Genomic DNA, 15,636 nt, shown 5'->3' with positions numbered 1-15,636 from the left:
AATGATCCGCAGGTCCGCAAGGCATCTTTCCATCCGCGTCGCCGCCGGCTGCGCGGCTTTCGCCGTTCTGGCGCTGGCCGGCGCCGCCCGGGCCCAGGTCGACGACGACATCCGCCTGCGTCTCGACCAGGATTTGGCCCGCAAGGCCGCCGAGCGCGAGGCCAAGACGCTGGAGGACGCCTCGCCCTCGGTGCTGGTCATCGACGGTCAGGCCTATACGGTCGGGCCCGGCGTCGAAGACGTCGGCAAGGCCCTCTACCTGTCGGTCGGTCGTCGCCAATGGGCCGACGCGCGCCGGTTCCTGGCGGCCTATCTGGCCCTGCCGGACCACGATCCGATGCTGGCTCTCTACGCCCAGGGCATGCTGGCGCGGCAGGACGGCGACCTGCGCGGCGCCGAGCGGGCTTTCCGCGACCTGCTCTCCAAGCAGCCGGACTTCATGCCGGGCAGGGTCGAGTTGGCGCGGGTATTGTTCGAGAACCAGCGCGACCGCGAGGCGCGCTCGGCGTTCCAGGCGATCCTGGCCGACCTGCCGACGGGCGATCCGCGCGCGGCCGGCGTGCGGCGCACGGTCGAAGGGTTTGTCACCGCTCTTGATCAGCGCCGGGCGTGGCGCGGCTCGCTGGCCCTGGGGCCAGGCTACAACAGCAACATCAACCAGGCCTCGGGCAGCTATGCCTGCCTGATCCCTGGCCCGGAGGGGATCTGCTTCTTCGATCGCAAGACGCCGCAGGCCCTGGGCGCGGCGACGGTCAATTTCGAGGGGACCCTGACCCGCCGCCTGCCGCTGCGCGGTTCGGCCGGCCTTTCGCTGCGCGCGATCTCCTACGGCGAGTTCTATCCGGAGGAGCCGCGCTACAACCAGGCCACCCTGGTCGGCCAGGTCGGGTTCGACTATCGCACCGCCCGCTACGCCTTCGGGATCGCGCCGTCCTTCGACGTCTCGACCTTTGGACCCTCGCGCCTCTACGACGCGCCCGGAATCCACGCCGAGGCCACTCGGGCGCTGGGCGTCCGGACCCTTGTGAAGCTGGAGGCCGACTATAAGGACATGCGCTACCGCCAGGCCGACTTCGCGCCGCTGGACGGCCGGTTGGTCTCGCTGTTTCTCACCGCCTGGCGCGGACTGCCGGGCGGCTGGACGGTGTTCGGCGGCGCGGATCTGGGCGACAAGGACGCCGACCTGCCGACCAACGCCTACGGTCAGGTCGGCCTGCGCCTTGGTGCGGCCAGCCCGACGTGGAAGGGCCTGAACGGCAGCCTGTTCGCCTCGGCTCGCCGCAAGCGCTGGGACGCCATCAACGAGGCTCTGGAGGTACGTCGCCGCGACGACGAGCAGAGCATCACCGCCATCCTCCGCGCGCCGGGCCTGGCGCGGGCCGGCCTGACGCCCAGCCTGACCCTGCAGTACGCCAGGACCGCCAGCAGCATCGACTGGCTGTTCTCCTACGAGAAGGTCGCGGCCAGCCTGAAGCTGGAGCGGGTGTTCTGATGTTGCAGTCGGTGCTCCCGTCTCCGGCCGTGCTGGAGATCCCCTATGACGGCTCCACGGCCGCCGGCGGCAGGCGGCGGTGGTCGGCGGCGCTCGCGGGGGCGGTGGCGCTGCATGTCGCCCTGGCGCTCGGCGCGTACATCCGCCTGACCTCGCCGACCGACCTGCCGCCCGCCGCGCCGATCGAGGCGATCGCGGTCGAGTTCGCCGTCGCCCCGATCGCGCCACCCAAGCCCAAGGACGAACGACCGCCGGGACCCGAAGCCAAGGCCAGTCCCGCCGCTGCTGCGGCTCCCGATCCGCCCCAGATCAAGACGCGCCAGCCCGACCCGCGCGGCGTGCTGCCGGCGTCTCCGCAGCGTCCGACGCCGTCCGAGGACGAAGGCGAGGCCAAGCCCTCGGTCCGCAGCGAAGCCTCCGCGCCGCCAGCCGTGGCGGCCCCGGCCGCGCCCGCGCTGGCCGCGCCGCGCACCTCGGCCGCCACGGACCGCAACGCCGCCGTCACGTGGCGAGGCCTGCTGCTCGGCCGCCTGAAGGCCTATCGCCGCTATCCGCGCAGGGCCCAGAGCCAGGGACAGGAGGGCGTCGCCCAGGTCGCCTTCACGGTCGATCGGCGCGGCGCGGTGCTGAGCGCCAGGATCACGCGCGGCAGCGGTTATCCGCTGCTCGACGAGGAGGCCCTGGCCACCGTCCGCCGCGCCTCGCCGATGCCGCCGCCGCCCGACGACGTGCCGGGCGACCCGGTCGAGGTGGTCGTGCCGGTCGATTTCTTCGTGCGCTGAGGTCTCCGCGGGCCTCAGTGAAGATGAGTTTGCGCTGCCAAGGATCACCAACCTTTCGGGTTCAGCCGAAGGACTTTGGTGAACATTGGGAATAATCAATGTTTGTTGCGACTGCTTCTCATTGATGTGGCGATAGGTGGAAGTTAAGAGCGCCTCGCATTGTCAGGAACAGAGGCGCTCGGTTGATCCCAGCCGGGCAGGGCTTCGGGGATCGAGATCATGAGAAACACTTCCACCCAAGGCGTTCGCAGCTTGAGCCGGCGCGCCTTGAGCGCCGCCGCGGTCGCGGGCGTCGCCGGCCTGGGCCTGTCTGCGGCCGCCAGCGCGGCGACCGTCGCTGACGAGCCGGTGACCACCGCCGCGCCGGACAACGGCGACACCACCGAAGTCTCCGGCGTACAGGTCGACAGCAAGAAGGCCCAGTCCGCCTCGCCGAAGATCACCGTGCCGCTGCGCGACACGCCCAAGTCGATCACCGTCATTCCGCGCGACCTGATCGACCAGACCGGTTCGGTCAGCCTGGTCGAGGCGCTGCGCACCGTGCCCGGCATCACCTTCGGCGCGGGCGAGGGCGGCAATCCGGTCGGCGACCGTCCGTTCCTGCGCGGCTACGACGCCCAGTCGGCCACCTATGTCGACGGCCTGCGCGACATCGGCTCCCAGTCGCGTGAGGTCTTCAACGTCGAGAACGTCGAGGTCGTGAAGGGCGCGACCGGCAGCTACGGCGGCCGAGGCGGCGCCGGCGGCGGCGTCTTCATCAGCAACAAGGCCCCGACCCTGAAGGACTCGATCGGCGGGCAGGTCGCGGTCGGCACCGCCGACTACAAGCGCGCCACCTTCGACGTGAACCACGTGGTCGCGGAAGGCGTGGCCGTGCGCCTGAACCTGATGGCCCACGACGCCGGCGTCGATGGCCGCGACGAGGTCCACTACAGCCGCTGGGGCGTGGCCCCCTCGGTCGCCTTCGGCCTGGGAACCGACAACCGCGTCGTCGTCAGCTACTACCACATGCAGAGCGACGACATCCCCGACAGCGGGATCCCGTACAACAACCCGACCTTCGTGGCCCGCACCGACGGCCGCGCGCGCGTCTACCAGACCGGCGACGGCCAGCCGCTGCTCGCCGACCGCAGCGCCTGGTACGGCGTCAAGGGCCGCGACTTCCGCCGCGAGCGGGTCGACATGGGCACGGTCCGCTTCGAGCACGATTTCGGCGACAACCTGCACCTGCGTAACACCACCCGCTACGCCGAGACGGGCCAGGACTACATCTGGACCCAGCCCGACGACAGCAAGGGCAACATCTACTACGGCCTGGTCTGGCGCCGTCCCAACAGCCGCGTCAGCGAGGTCAGCACCTTGACCAACCAGACCGACTTCTACGGCAAGTTCCAGACCGGCTCGATCCAGCACAACTTCGCCACGGGCCTGGAGCTGTCGCGCGAGGAAGGCGAGAACGACAGCTACAACGTCTATTACAACGGCGCCCTGGCCTCGACGTTCAGCAGCTGCTCGGCCGCGGCCATCGCCGCCTATGTCTGCACGACGCTGGCCAATCCCAACACCAGCGACCCGTTCACCGGCACGATCTCGCGGGTCAACAACCCCAACAACTCGCGCACGGTCACCAAGTCGATCTACGGCTTCGACACCATCGAGTTCGACGAGCACTGGCAGGTGAACCTGGGCCTGCGTTACGACAGCTACGACGCCCGCTACGTCAGCGCCCGGGCGACGACCACGCCGTTCGCCCGCTCGACCTACGAGCGCAAGGACGACCTGCTGAACTACCAGGCCGCGGTGGTCTACAAGCCGACGACGGCCGGCGCGATCTACCTGTCCTACGCCACCGCCTCGACCCCGGCCGGCAACGCCCTGAACCAGGGCAGCGACGGCAACGCGCTGTCGAGCACGGTCAACGCCAACCTCAGCCCGGAAGAGAACGCCACCCTCGAGGCCGGCGCCAAGTGGGACGTGTTCGGCGGCAAGCTCAGCCTGACCGGCGCGGCGTTCGAGGTGAAGACCACCAACGCCCGCATCACCCAGACCGACGGCACCGTGGCCATGGCCGGTGAGAAGCGCGTGCGTGGCTACGAGCTGGGCGCCTCCGGCTCGATCACCGAAAAGTGGGACGTCTTCGGCGGCTACACCTATCTCGACGCCATCCTGGTCAAGAACGGCGGTTCGGGCGCGGCGGCGGGTCTGACCGACGGCATGCAGTTCCCCAACACGCCCAAGCACAGCTTCGCGGTGCAGACGACGTACGAGGTTCTGCCGAAGCTGAAGGTCGGCCTGGGCGCCAACTACCAGGCCAAGGTCATGGGCAATGCCAGCGCCACCACGCCCAAGTGGGTGCCCGACTATTGGCGGTTCGACGCGAACGCCACCTACACCATCAACCAGAACCTCTCGGCCAGGCTCAACATTCAGAACCTGACCGACGAGGTCTACTACACCCAGGCCTACGCCTCGCACTACGCGACCATCGCGCCGGGGCGCTCGGCCGTCCTGTCGCTGAACGCCAAGTTCTAGGCGCGACGACATCCCTGAACCGGCCGCGTCCGCCTTTCGGCGGGCGCGGCCTTTCGCTTTGGTGAGGGTCCATGGACACCGCCTCGGAAAACGTCTCCCCGGGCGACATCGCCGCCGCCGTCGCCAAGGTCCTTTCAGGGCCGCCCGAGACCGCGCGAGCCTGGCTGGCGCAGCAGGCCGCCGCTGGCGTGGCCGAGGCCCAGGCCCTGCTGGGGCAGATGCTGCTCGACGGCGCTGGCGGTCCCGCCGACCCGGCCGGCGCCCTGGCGCTGTTCCTGCGGGCCGCCGGGGCGGGGCATCCGATGGCGCTGAACATGGTCGGCCGCTGCTACGAGAACGGCTGGGGCGTGGCGGCCAACCTCGCCGTCGCGGCTCAGTGGTATCTCCAGGCCGCCGAGGCGGGTTCCGGCTGGGGCATGTACAACCTCGCCACCCGGCTCATGCTGGGCGAGGGCGTGGAGGCCGATCGCAAGGCCGCCCTGGCCTGGTTTGAGCGAGCGGCCGAGTTGGGCCACGCCAAGTCGATCAACGTGGTGGGCGGCTTCTACGAGGACGGCTGGGAGGTCGCTCAGGATTTCGCCAAGGCCCGGGACTGCTACGCCAGGGCCGCGGCCGGCGGCGACTTTCGCGGCCAGTTCAACTTCGGTCGGGTGCTGGCCGCCGAGGGCGAGATCGCCGGCGCGCTGGCGCAGTTCGAACGGGCGGCGACAACCGCGACGGCCGCGTTCACGGCGAAGATGGTCGCTTTTCTCCGCAGCGCGCCCGTCGCGGCCTATCGCGACCTCGCCGATCGCCTGGACGCCTCCGGTCCGGCGGCGGGCTAGGGTTCGACGGTGATGACGATCCTGCCCCGGCCAACGGTCAGCCCGCTGCTGGCGGCCACGCGCGCCAGCATCTCGGCAAGGGTCGCGTCGTCCACGGCTACGCGACCTTCGGGGGTCTGGACCTGTACATCGACCGGCAGGGGCGGCGCGAAGCGGCGCTGGCGGTCGATCGATCCGATCTCGTTCAGAACCCCCGCCGCCACCAGGTCGACGACCAGTCGATGCAGCGTCGACCGGTTGACGCGCTGGCCCCGGTTGTGGGCGGTCCACCAGACCTGTTCCATGTCGAAGGGCGCGTCCATCCCGTCGAGCAGTTCGATCAGTTCGCGACGCTTGTCGGTGAGCTTGAGGCCGATCCGGGCGCAGCGCTCAGACACGGCCTGGCGAGGCCCGTCCATCGGCGGGCTCTGTTGCGGAGGCTGGGCTTGAGCGTGGATCACGACGGGGGATATCGGCCTAGGGTGGGCGAGCGGACGGTGCGCGGCCAAGCCTTATCGTTTGGCGCTGGCGTGTCGATGCGCTGGAAGCAAGGTTGGGAAAATGTATAGCGCGGCCAACATCACGGTAAGGCGGGCATGAAGGTCTTCCTGCTCGAGGACGATCCCGAGACCGCTGCGTTCATCGAGCGCGGCCTGACGGAGCGTGGCCATGTGGTGGAGGTCGAGGCCGATGGCTCGGTGGCGCTGCGGCGCCTGGCCGAGCGTGATTTCGACGTTCTGGTGCTCGATCGGATGGTGCCTGGCGTCGACGGACTGTCGGTCCTGAAGGCGATCCGCGCGCAGGGGCGGACGACGCCGGTCCTGCTCCTGACGGCCATGTCCCAGATCGCTGATCGGGTCGACGGCCTGGAGGAGGGAGCTGACGACTACCTCGTCAAGCCGTTCGCCTTCGTCGAGCTCGCCGCGCGCGTGGCGGCGCTGGGCCGTCGACCGCCGACCGGCGAGTTCGATACGGTCCTGCGCGTGGCGGACATCGAGATGAACCTCCTGCGCCGGGAGGTGCGTCGGGGCGGGCGCTCGGTCGACCTGCAGCCCCGGGAATTCACCTTGCTGGAGCAGCTGATGCGCAATCCCGGCCGCATCGTCACGCGGACCATGCTGCTCGAAAAGGTCTGGAACTTCGGTTTCGATCCCAAGACCAACATCGTCGAGACCCACATGTCCCGGCTGCGCAGCAAGCTGAACGAAGGCTTCGAGCGCAGCGCCATCCGCACGGTCCGAGGCTCCGGCTACATGATGAACGACGATGCGTAGTCGAACGCCCAGGACCGTTCGTGGCCTCAGCCTCGTGGTGGCGGGGATTTCCTGTGTCCTGACGCTGGCGGTCGGCGTGGTGACGTTCAGCATGGTCCACCACGAGATCGAGCGGCAGCTGGATCATCGCATCGAGCTGGAAACCCAGTCGCTGCTCGCCACCTACGAGCGGGCAGGCTTCGACGTGCTGGTGCGGGCGGTGACCGATCGCGACCGGCGTCCGGCCCGGGGCACGCTGGGTTATCTGGCGGGGCGATCCGAGGCCGGCAGCCGCATGGGCTATATCGTGCTCGACGCGTCGGGCAGGCGAAGGGCCGGGGACTTCCAGGCCGAGACGCCGCCGCCCGGCTGGAGCGAGTTCATCCGGTTCCGCCGGCCCGACGGCAGCAACGGCGTCGCCCAGGCCATGAATGCGCCCCTGCCTGGCGGCGGCCGACTGGTCGTGGCCGCCGACCGCGCCGACCTGCTCGATATCGACCGCGCCCTGCTGCGCGTGTTCCTGATCAGCGCCGGCCTGGTGGCGGCGGTGGGCGTACTGGCGACCTTCGGCTTCGGCGGGGTCGTGCAACGGCGTCTCAACGCGATCCACGGCGCCGCCGAAGGGATCATGGCCGGCGACATGCGCCGCCGCATGCCGGTCGACGGCTCGGGCGGCGAGTTCGACCAACTGGCCGCGGTGCTCAATCGCATGCTCGATCGCATCGAGGCCCTGATGAGCAACCTGCGCCAGGTCTCGGGCGACATCGCCCACGACATCCGCACTCCCCTGACCCGCCTGCGCGCGCGCCTTGAGGATATCGAGGCGGAGACAACCGATGGCGCCCGGAAGGCGCGTGTCGAAGGCGCTTTGAGCGAGGTCGACGACCTGCAGGGCCTGCTGTCGGGTCTTCTCGCGCTCGCGGAGATCGAAGGGCGTTCCGTGCGCGACCGTTTCGTGGCTCTGGACCTCGTCGCGCTCGTCCACGAACTGGCCGAAGCCTATGGTCCGGCCCTGGAAAAGGCCGGCATGACGCTGTCGCTCGACCTGCAGCCCGCGACCGTTCGCGGCGATCGCCCCTTGCTGTTGCAGGCGTTGTCGAACCTGATGGACAACAGCCTGTTCCACGCGGGCGCCGGGGCTCGGATCCGCATATTGACGCGAGCGACCGGCCACAGTGTCCGGCTGGTGTTCGGCGATGACGGGCCGGGCGTGCCGCCAGAAGATCGCGACAGAATCTTCAAGCGCTTCGTGCGTCTCGATCCGTCGCGCACCACGGCGGGCCATGGCCTTGGCCTGGCGACGGTGGCCGCCATCGTCTCCGCTCACGGCGGCGATATCGCCGTGACGCCTTCGGCGCGTGGGCTGCAGTTCGAGATCAACCTCGTGGCCGGCGACTAATACGTCAGGCGACGCCGGGCCCTCGGGTCGGAACGCGTTGCTCTCTGACGCGGTGAGCCGCGCTCATCAATCGATGGTCGGCAGCCGCACGATGAAGGTGCTGCCCAGGTGCTCGCCCGCGCTCTCGACCTCGATCGTCCCGCGATGCAGCGCGACCAGTTGCTTGACCAGGGCCAGGCCGATGCCCAGACCGCCCTGGGCCTTGGTCAGATGGTCTTCGACCTGGGCGAAGATCTCGAAGATGCGCGACTGCATCGCCGGCGGGATGCCGACCCCGGTGTCGGTGACCCGGATCTCGACCTCGGCGTCCAGGCGTCGCGCCGTCAGCGTGATCTCGCCGCCGGGCGGGGTATATTTGGCGGCGTTGTTGAGCAGGTTGGCCACGATCTGCGCCACGCGCGTGTGGTCGGCGTCGAGCCAGATCGCCTTGTCGGGCAGGTCGGCGTCGAAGCGGTGCGAGCCGGCGTCGATGTTGTGCTGGCTGGCCTCGATCGCCGACCGCAGAGCATCGCCCAGTTCGATCCGCTCCTTCTTCAGCGAGATCTTGCCCTGGCTGACGCGCGAGACGTCGAGCAGGTCGTCGACCAGGTGGGAGAGGTGCGACAGCATCCGGTCCATGCGCACGCGGATGTCCCTGGCCCGCTCGGGCGGGATGTCCTTGTTGAGCAGGTGAAGGCCGCCGCCCAGGGCAGCGACCGGGTTGCGAAGCTCGTGCGCCAGCACGGCCAGGAAGTTGTCCTTGTGACGGTCGGCCCGCCGCAGGGCCTGGGCGGCCGCCTCCAGCTCGTCGCGCTGCCGTTCGATCTGCTGGCGCTGCTGGTGCAGGTCGAAGAACACGGCGGCCTTGCTGCGCAGGACGTTCGGCTCGATCGGCTTTTGGATGAAATCGACCGCCCCGGCCTCGTAGCCGCGGAAGCGGCGCTGCAGGTTGGCGGCGCCGGCCGTCAGGAAAATGATCGGGATGTGTCGGGCGCGCTCGCTGCCGCGCATGAACTCGGCCAGTTCGAAGCCGTCCATGCCGGGCATCTGCACGTCGAGCAGGGCCAGGGCGACCTCGTGCGTCAGGAGAAGCTCCAGCGCCTCCTCGCCCGATCGGGCCTTCAGGCAGGTCAGGCCGTCGCGCTGGAGAAGGGCTTCCAGCGCCAGCAGGTTCTCTTCGAGGTCGTCGACCAGGAGGAAGTTGATCGGCTTTTCGGCGATCATCGCGCGGTTCCCAAACTCGACAGGTACGATGCGATCGCATCGATGGTCATGATGGCGGCTCCCGGGCTCGCTTCGAGGGCTGCGAGCGGCATGGCCCGGGAATGGGCGAAGTTCGGATCCTCGACGATCGCCGTTCCGCCCGCCTGCGTAACGGCCCGCAAGCCCGCCGCGCCGTCGTGGTTGGCGCCGGTCAGGACGACGCCGACCAGGGCCTCGCCGAAGGCGTCGGCGGCGCTCTCGAACAGGACGTCGATCGACGGCCGCGAATAGTTCACCGGCTCGTCGGTGGAGATGGCCAGGGTTCCGTCCGTCTCCACGAGGAGGTGATAGTCGGACGGCGCGAAGAAGACCGTCCCGCCGACCAGAGGCTCCTTGTCCTCGGCCTCCTTCACCGTCAGCCGGCACTTGGCCTGCAGCAGGGAGACCAGAACATTGTCGCGGTCCGGCGGCACGTGCACCACCACCAGCACCGGCAGGGGGAAGCTGGCGGGCAGGGCGGGCAGGATGGTCAGCAGCGCCTGGACGGCGCCGGCCGAGGCGCCGATCACGACGGCTTTCGGGGACGCGCTGCTCATGGCTCGCGCCTCTGGTAGATCTTCTCGCCCGGGACGAAGTCCGAGAAGCCGCCGGCATGGGCCGAGAACCGCAGGCTCTCCTTCGAGCCCAGTCCCAGGAAACCCTTGCGGGCCAGGGAGTCGTGGAACAGGCCGATGGCGCGGTCCTGCAGGGGGCGGTCGAAATAGATCATCACGTTGCGGCACGAGATCAGGTGCATCTCGGCGAAGACGGCGTCGGTGACCAGGCTGTGGTCGGAGAACACCACCCGCTCGCGCAGCGTCTTGTCGAACACGGCCCGGCCATAGGCGGCGGTGTAGTAGTCCGAGAGCGAGGACCGTCCGCCGGACTTCTGGTGGTTCTCGGTGAACTTGCGGATCCGCTCGAGCGGATAGACCCCGGCTTCGGCGGCCGCCAGGGCCTCGGGATTGATGTCGGTCGCGTAGAACAGCGTCCGGTCGTAGAGGCCTTCCTCGCGGAACAGGATGGCCAGGGAATAGACCTCCTCGCCGGTGCTGGATCCGGCGATCCAGACCTTAAGCGAGGGATAGGTCTTCAGGTGCGGCAGCACGCTCTCCCGAAGCGCCCGGAAGTAGGACGGGTCGCGGAACATCTCGCTGACCTGGACGGTCAGATAGTCGAGCAGTCGCGGCAGCAACGACGGGTCGTGCAGCACGCGGTCCTGCATCGCCGAGATGGTCGGGAACGCCAACTGGTCGCGCGCCTGCACCAGGCGTCGCTTGATCGACGCCCGCGCATAGTGGCGGAAATCGTAGTGGTAGCGCTGGTACAGCGCCTCCAGCAGCAGCTGGATTTCGAGATCGACGACGGCTTCGGGCACAGGGATCGCCTATCTCGGCATCCAGACCCGGACGAGCGAGAGCAGCTTGTCCACGTCGATGGGCTTGGCCATGTAGTCGTTGGCGCCGGCGGCGATGCAGCGTTCCTGGTCGTCTGGCATGGCCTTGGCGGTCAGCATCAGGATCGGCAGCTTGGCCCACCTGGGATCGTTTCGGATCTCGCGAGCGGCGGTCAGGCCGTCCATCACCGGCATCATCACGTCCATCAGCACCAGGTCGACGGCGCGGGCGGGATCATTGGCCGCGCGGGCCAGGGCGTCGATCGCCTCCTGGCCGTTGCGGGCGATCTCGACGATGGCGCCGCGGGGCTCCAGCACGTTGGTCAGGGAGTAGACGTTGCGGATGTCGTCCTCGACGATGAGGATCCGCCGCCCTTCCAGCACGGCGTCCCGATTGCGCGCCTTCTGGATCATCTTCTGCTGCTCGGCCGGCAGCTCCGACACCACCTGGTGGAGGAACAACGACACCTCGTCGAGCAGGCGCTCGGGCGACTTGGCGCCCTTGATGATGATCGAGCTGGAATAGCGACGCAGCCGTTGCTCGTCGTCGGCCGACAGGTCGTGGCCAGTGTAGACGATCACCGGCGGGAAGGCGCGGTCGCCGTCCTGGCTCAGGGTTTCCAGCAGGGTGAAGCCCGAGGCGTCCGGCAGCGAAAGGTCCAGCACCATGCAGTCGAAGGTCTGCTGCTTGAGCTGTTCGAGGCACTCGGCGGCGGTGCCGACGCCGACGGTCTCGACGTCGCCCGACGACAGCAGCTTGCCGACGGCGTCGCGCTGCACGGGGTCGTCCTCGACGATCAGCACCCGTCGCACCGAGCCGGCCAGCTTGGCCTCCAGCCCGCGCAGCACGTCGGCCAGGTCCTCGTGCCGGACCGGCTTGACCAGATAGCCGATGGCGCCCAGCGACAGGGCGGTCTGGGCGTGGTCGCTGGCCGAGACCACGTGGATCGGGATGTGGCGCGTGGCGTCGTCGCGCTTCAGGCGGTCCAGCACCATCAGGCCGGACTCGTCGGGCAGGCCGACGTCGAGCACCACGGCGCTGGGCTTGAAGCGCTTGGCCAGCTTCAGGGCCTCCCCGGCGGTGCCGGCCACCAGGCACTGGAAGCCGATCTCGCGCGAGAGGTCGCGCACGATGCCGGCGAACACCTCGTCGTCCTCGATGACCAGCAGCACGCGGCGCGAGCCGCCCAGCTGTTCACGGTCGTCCTCCAAGGTCTGAACCGGCCGCGGCGCGCGCTGAGGCGACCCGGTGGGCGCCGGCGTCTCGGCGCGAACCTGAGTGTCGCGCGGCGCGATACGGGCGGGATCGTAGGCGACGGGCAGGGTCACCGTGAACGTGCTGCCCTGGCCGGCCTGGCTCTCCAGGCCGATCACGCCGCCCAGCAGCCGTGACAGCTCGCGCGAGATCGACAGGCCAAGGCCGGTGCCGCCGTATCTGCGGCTGATCGTGCCGTCGGCCTGGCGGAAGGCTTCGAAGATGCTTTCCTGCTGCTCGCGCGCGATACCGATGCCGGTGTCCCGAACCGCGAAGGCGAGGCTCTCGGCGGCCGGCTTGATGGCCAGGGTGACGCCGCCCTTCTCGGTGAACTTGAAGGCGTTGGACAGCAGGTTCTTGAGGATCTGCTCCAGGCGCTGGCGGTCGGTCTCGAAGGCGGTCGGGCAGGCGGGGTCGATCTCGATCTCGAAGGCCAGGCGCCGCTCGTCGGCGACCGGCTGGAACAACTGGCGCAGGTCGCTCACCAGGCGCTGCACGCTCACCGTCTCGGGCCGCACCTCGATGTGGCCGGCCTCGATCTTCGAGAGGTCGAGGATGTCGTTGATCAGCGTCAGCAGGTCGTTGCCCGACGAGGCGATGGTCTGGGCGAACTTCACCTGTTCGTTCGACAGATTGCCGTCGGGGTTGTCGCTCAGCAGCTTGGACAGGATCAGCAGCGAGTTCAGCGGCGTGCGCAGTTCGTGGCTCATATTGGCCAGGAAGTCGGACTTGTACTGGCTGGCCTGTTCCAGCTCGCGCGCCTTCAAGGTGACGGCCGCGGTGCTGCGCTCCAGTTCGTCGCGCTGGGTCTCAAGCGTCTGGGCCTGTTCCTCCAGCTGGCTGTTGGTCTGTTCCAGCTCGACCTGCTGCTGCTCCAGTCGGGTCTGGGATTCCTTGAGGGCGCGGCTCTGCTCCTCCAGCTCCTCGTTGGAGACCCGCAGCTCCTCGCTCTGCACCTGCAGTTCCTCGGACTGACGCTGGGTTTCCTCCAGGGCGTTCTGCAGCTCGACGCGATAGCGGGCCGACCGCAGGGCGATGCCGATCGAGGCCGAGGCCTGGTCGAGCAGGCTCAGCACCTGGTCGCCCACCGGATGCAGGAAACCAAGCTCGATGACGGCGTTGACCGTGTCGTCGGCATGGGTCGGGACCAGGACGAGGTGGCGCGGCTTGTCGGCGCCCAGGGCCGAGCCGATGGTCATGTAGCCGTCCGGCACGTCGCGCACGATCGTCGCCCGGCCTTCGGCGGCGACCTTGCCCAGCAGGCCTTCCTTGAGGCTGAACCGCAGGGGCACGTTGGCGTCGGCGGGAATGCCTAGGGCGGCGGCGCGATAGAAGTGGCCGTTCTCGCCCTTGAACAGCGCCCCGGCCTGGAAGCCCAGATAGCCGGCCAGGAACGACAGGATGCCGTCGGACAGCTCCTCGACCGACTTGTCGCCCATCATCGCATCGGAAAGCCCGACCTGACCCGACTGCAGCCACTCCTCGCGAGCGCGGGCGGTTGCCGCCCGACGGACCAGGACGAACACCGCGATGGTCAGCAGCGCGCCCAGCAGGCCCGAGAGCACGCCGCTGGCCGTGGCCGTCTTGTAGGCTTCCTGCATCTCGGCGATGCGCAGCGCGCGCAGCCGGTTTTCCTCCTGCCGCATGACGTCGAGCTGGCTGCGGATGGCGTCCATCTCGGTCTTGCCGCGATCGGTGGAAACGACCGCCAGCGCCGCCTGGGCGCCCTGGCTGCGGCGCAGGGTGATGGTCTCGTCCAGTTCGGCCAGCTTGGCGTCGATGTGCTTGCGCAGCTGGCGGGTGTTGGCCTGCTGATCGGCGTTGTCCTGGGTCAGTGAGGCGACGGCCTCGATCCGGGTCGCGGCGGCGGTGACCGCGCTCTGATACGGCTCCAGATAGCGGTCGTTGCCGGTCAGCAGGTATCCGCGCTGGCCTGTCTCGGCGTCCTGGGCGGTGGAGAGCAGTTCGTCCAACGCGATCTGCACCTTGTGGGAGTGCATGATCATCTGGTTGTTGGTCCGCAGCACCTGGATGTTGCGATAGGCGATCGTGCCGCTGATCAGGAAGAAGGCCAGCACGGTCACGAGGCCCAGGGTGGTCCACAGGTCCACGTTCGTGCGGGCGGCCTCGCGGGTGGAAGGGGTCAGCGACATGAGAAACTCGAACTGTGGGCGTGGGCCGCGCTTGTCGGGCCGGAACAGGGGAAAAGGGGCGGACAGGGGTCGATCACGTCGACGTCCATGCCAGTCGGCTGATTGTCGCCGGCCTCGAATTTGATCTGAAAATCACAAGTCCCCCGATCACGGACATCGCCGTGCAAGGTCCGTGAACGCGGATCTACGGCAAAGGTTCAACATGAAGGCGGCTTTTCGCGCTGGCGTCAGAGCATCGCCATGCAGGCAGTCGGCGGATCCGAGCCGCTGGCGAGCGCGCGGCGGCAGCCGGTTCTCGTGGCCGGATCAGCGCTTAGCCTTGAAGGCGCGCGACGAGTTCAGCTTTGGTCGCGGCGTGCGCGATCTTGCCGATCATGTGGCGCAATGACACCCGCTCATGCTCGGGATCGTCGCTGGCCAGGCAGTCGCTCGCCAAGGCGACGAGGTAGTCGCGCTGGCGATCCTGAGCGCCAGCCGCGCCACGGATCAGCGCAACGGGAAGCCGAAGCCTTCCAAGGCTTGGCGCAGGCGTTCGCGGCCATTCAGCACCTTGGCGTTGCTGACCCGGTTGACGATCGCCGCGCTCCAGCCGGTCGGCGGCAGGCCCTGCGAGGTCTGGAAGGCGCCGAGGGTCTCGTCATAGGCCCGCACCGGCGCGTCCTGAACCGCGAGGTCGTAGGTTTCGTGATGCAGGACCGCCGTCTGCGAGAGCCTCGGCTTGATGGCGGCCGGCGCGGCGGGATCGGGATGTCCCACGACGAGGCCGAACACCGGCAGCACCAGCGGCGGCAGGCCAAGTTCGGCCGCCACTTCCTCGGGGCGATTGCGGATCGCGCCGATATAGACCGAGCCCAGGCCCAGGGATTCCAGGGCGGTCACCGCGGCCTGGGCCGCCAGCGCCGCATCCACCGCCGCCACCAGGAAGCTTTCCAGGTAGTCGAGGGCCTCCTTGCCCTGGCCGGCCTGGCGGGTGATGCGTTCGGCCCGGGCCAGGTCGGCCAGCCAGACCAGCAGTAGTGGGGCTTGCCGAATATGCGCCTGGCCGCCGGCCAGATCCGCCAGCCGCGCCTTGCGTTCCGGATCCTCGACGGCGACGACGCTCCAGAGCTGAAGGTTGGACGACGTCGCCGCCGACTGAGCGCTGGCGACCAGGGTTTCCAGCACGCCATCGGCCAGAGGATCGGGCAGATAGGCCCGCACCGACCTGTGGGCCAGAAGTCCCTCGATGGTCGGGTTGAGCAGCGCCGCGATCGAGGGAGCATCGCGTCCATAGCGAGCGCTCAGCAGCGGGTGGTCGGCCGTTTCAGCCGGCAAGGCGGCGAGCGAGGTGGCGGAAGCGGACATGGATGC

At 68.9% G+C, this 15,636-nt stretch carries 12 protein-coding genes; 6 read left to right on the top strand and 6 right to left on the bottom strand.

From position 1 onward, the window contains the following. Position 1: 1 nt before the first annotated feature. From AC1RRS_RS07435 to AC1RRS_RS07420, 4 genes are all read left to right on the top strand, one after another. Complete coding sequence (locus AC1RRS_RS07435) at positions 2-1,492, top strand: surface lipoprotein assembly modifier (RefSeq protein ID WP_492854589.1); 1,491 nt, start codon at positions 2-4, stop codon at positions 1,490-1,492. Then, entirely contained in the window at positions 1,492-2,274 is a 783-nt protein-coding gene (locus AC1RRS_RS07430; protein ID WP_492854588.1) for an energy transducer TonB, read from the top strand. Before AC1RRS_RS07435 ends, AC1RRS_RS07430 begins: the two co-directional genes overlap by 1 nt. 219 nt (positions 2,275-2,493) lie before the next feature. After that, positions 2,494-4,806, top strand: coding sequence for a TonB-dependent receptor (locus AC1RRS_RS07425; RefSeq protein ID WP_492854587.1), 2,313 nt, complete (start codon positions 2,494-2,496; stop codon positions 4,804-4,806). A 71-nt stretch (positions 4,807-4,877) separates the two neighbouring features. Then, entirely contained in the window at positions 4,878-5,630 is a 753-nt protein-coding gene (locus AC1RRS_RS07420; protein WP_492854586.1) for a tetratricopeptide repeat protein, read from the top strand. Here the strand turns inward: AC1RRS_RS07420 and AC1RRS_RS07415 are convergent. After that, positions 5,627-6,028: a hypothetical protein gene (locus AC1RRS_RS07415; protein WP_492854585.1), complete on the bottom strand. Its 402-nt coding sequence runs from the start codon at positions 6,026-6,028 to the stop codon at positions 5,627-5,629. The genes AC1RRS_RS07420 and AC1RRS_RS07415 overlap by 4 nt on opposite strands. Positions 6,029-6,205: 177 nt before the next feature. Between AC1RRS_RS07415 and AC1RRS_RS07410 the strand changes: the two genes are divergently transcribed. Together AC1RRS_RS07410 and AC1RRS_RS07405 are read left to right on the top strand one after the other, a co-directional pair. Beyond that, positions 6,206-6,883 (top strand): response regulator transcription factor, encoded by a 678-nt coding sequence (locus tag AC1RRS_RS07410; protein ID WP_492854584.1) that lies wholly within the window; start codon positions 6,206-6,208, stop codon positions 6,881-6,883. Continuing rightward, positions 6,876-8,261: a sensor histidine kinase gene (locus AC1RRS_RS07405; protein ID WP_492854583.1), complete on the top strand. Its 1,386-nt coding sequence runs from the start codon at positions 6,876-6,878 to the stop codon at positions 8,259-8,261. The genes AC1RRS_RS07410 and AC1RRS_RS07405 overlap by 8 nt, the downstream gene beginning before the upstream one ends. A 66-nt stretch (positions 8,262-8,327) precedes the next feature. Here the strand turns inward: AC1RRS_RS07405 and AC1RRS_RS07400 are convergent, their stop codons facing one another. The 5 genes from AC1RRS_RS07400 to AC1RRS_RS07380 form a co-directional block, all read right to left on the bottom strand. Next, entirely contained in the window at positions 8,328-9,464 is a 1,137-nt protein-coding gene (locus tag AC1RRS_RS07400; protein WP_492854582.1) for a hybrid sensor histidine kinase/response regulator, read from the bottom strand. Further along, entirely contained in the window at positions 9,461-10,039 is a 579-nt protein-coding gene (locus AC1RRS_RS07395; RefSeq protein ID WP_492854581.1) for a chemotaxis protein CheB, read from the bottom strand. Before AC1RRS_RS07395 ends, AC1RRS_RS07400 begins: the two co-directional genes overlap by 4 nt. Continuing rightward, positions 10,036-10,860, bottom strand: coding sequence for a CheR family methyltransferase (locus tag AC1RRS_RS07390; protein ID WP_492854580.1), 825 nt, complete (start codon positions 10,858-10,860; stop codon positions 10,036-10,038). Before AC1RRS_RS07390 ends, AC1RRS_RS07395 begins: the two co-directional genes overlap by 4 nt. Before the next feature lie 9 nt (positions 10,861-10,869). Further along, entirely contained in the window at positions 10,870-14,286 is a 3,417-nt protein-coding gene (locus AC1RRS_RS07385; protein WP_492854579.1) for a response regulator, read from the bottom strand. Between the two features lie 486 nt (positions 14,287-14,772). After that, on the bottom strand, positions 14,773-15,630 hold the full coding sequence (locus tag AC1RRS_RS07380) for a nitroreductase family protein (RefSeq protein ID WP_492854578.1): 858 nt from the start codon (positions 15,628-15,630) through the stop codon (positions 14,773-14,775). Positions 15,631-15,636 lie beyond the last annotated feature (6 nt).

This window comes from Caulobacter sp. GW821-FHT12A07, from assembly GCF_058807655.1.
The sequence above is the reverse complement of the archived record's forward strand: the minus strand, read 5'-3'. Positions and strand labels throughout refer to the sequence as shown.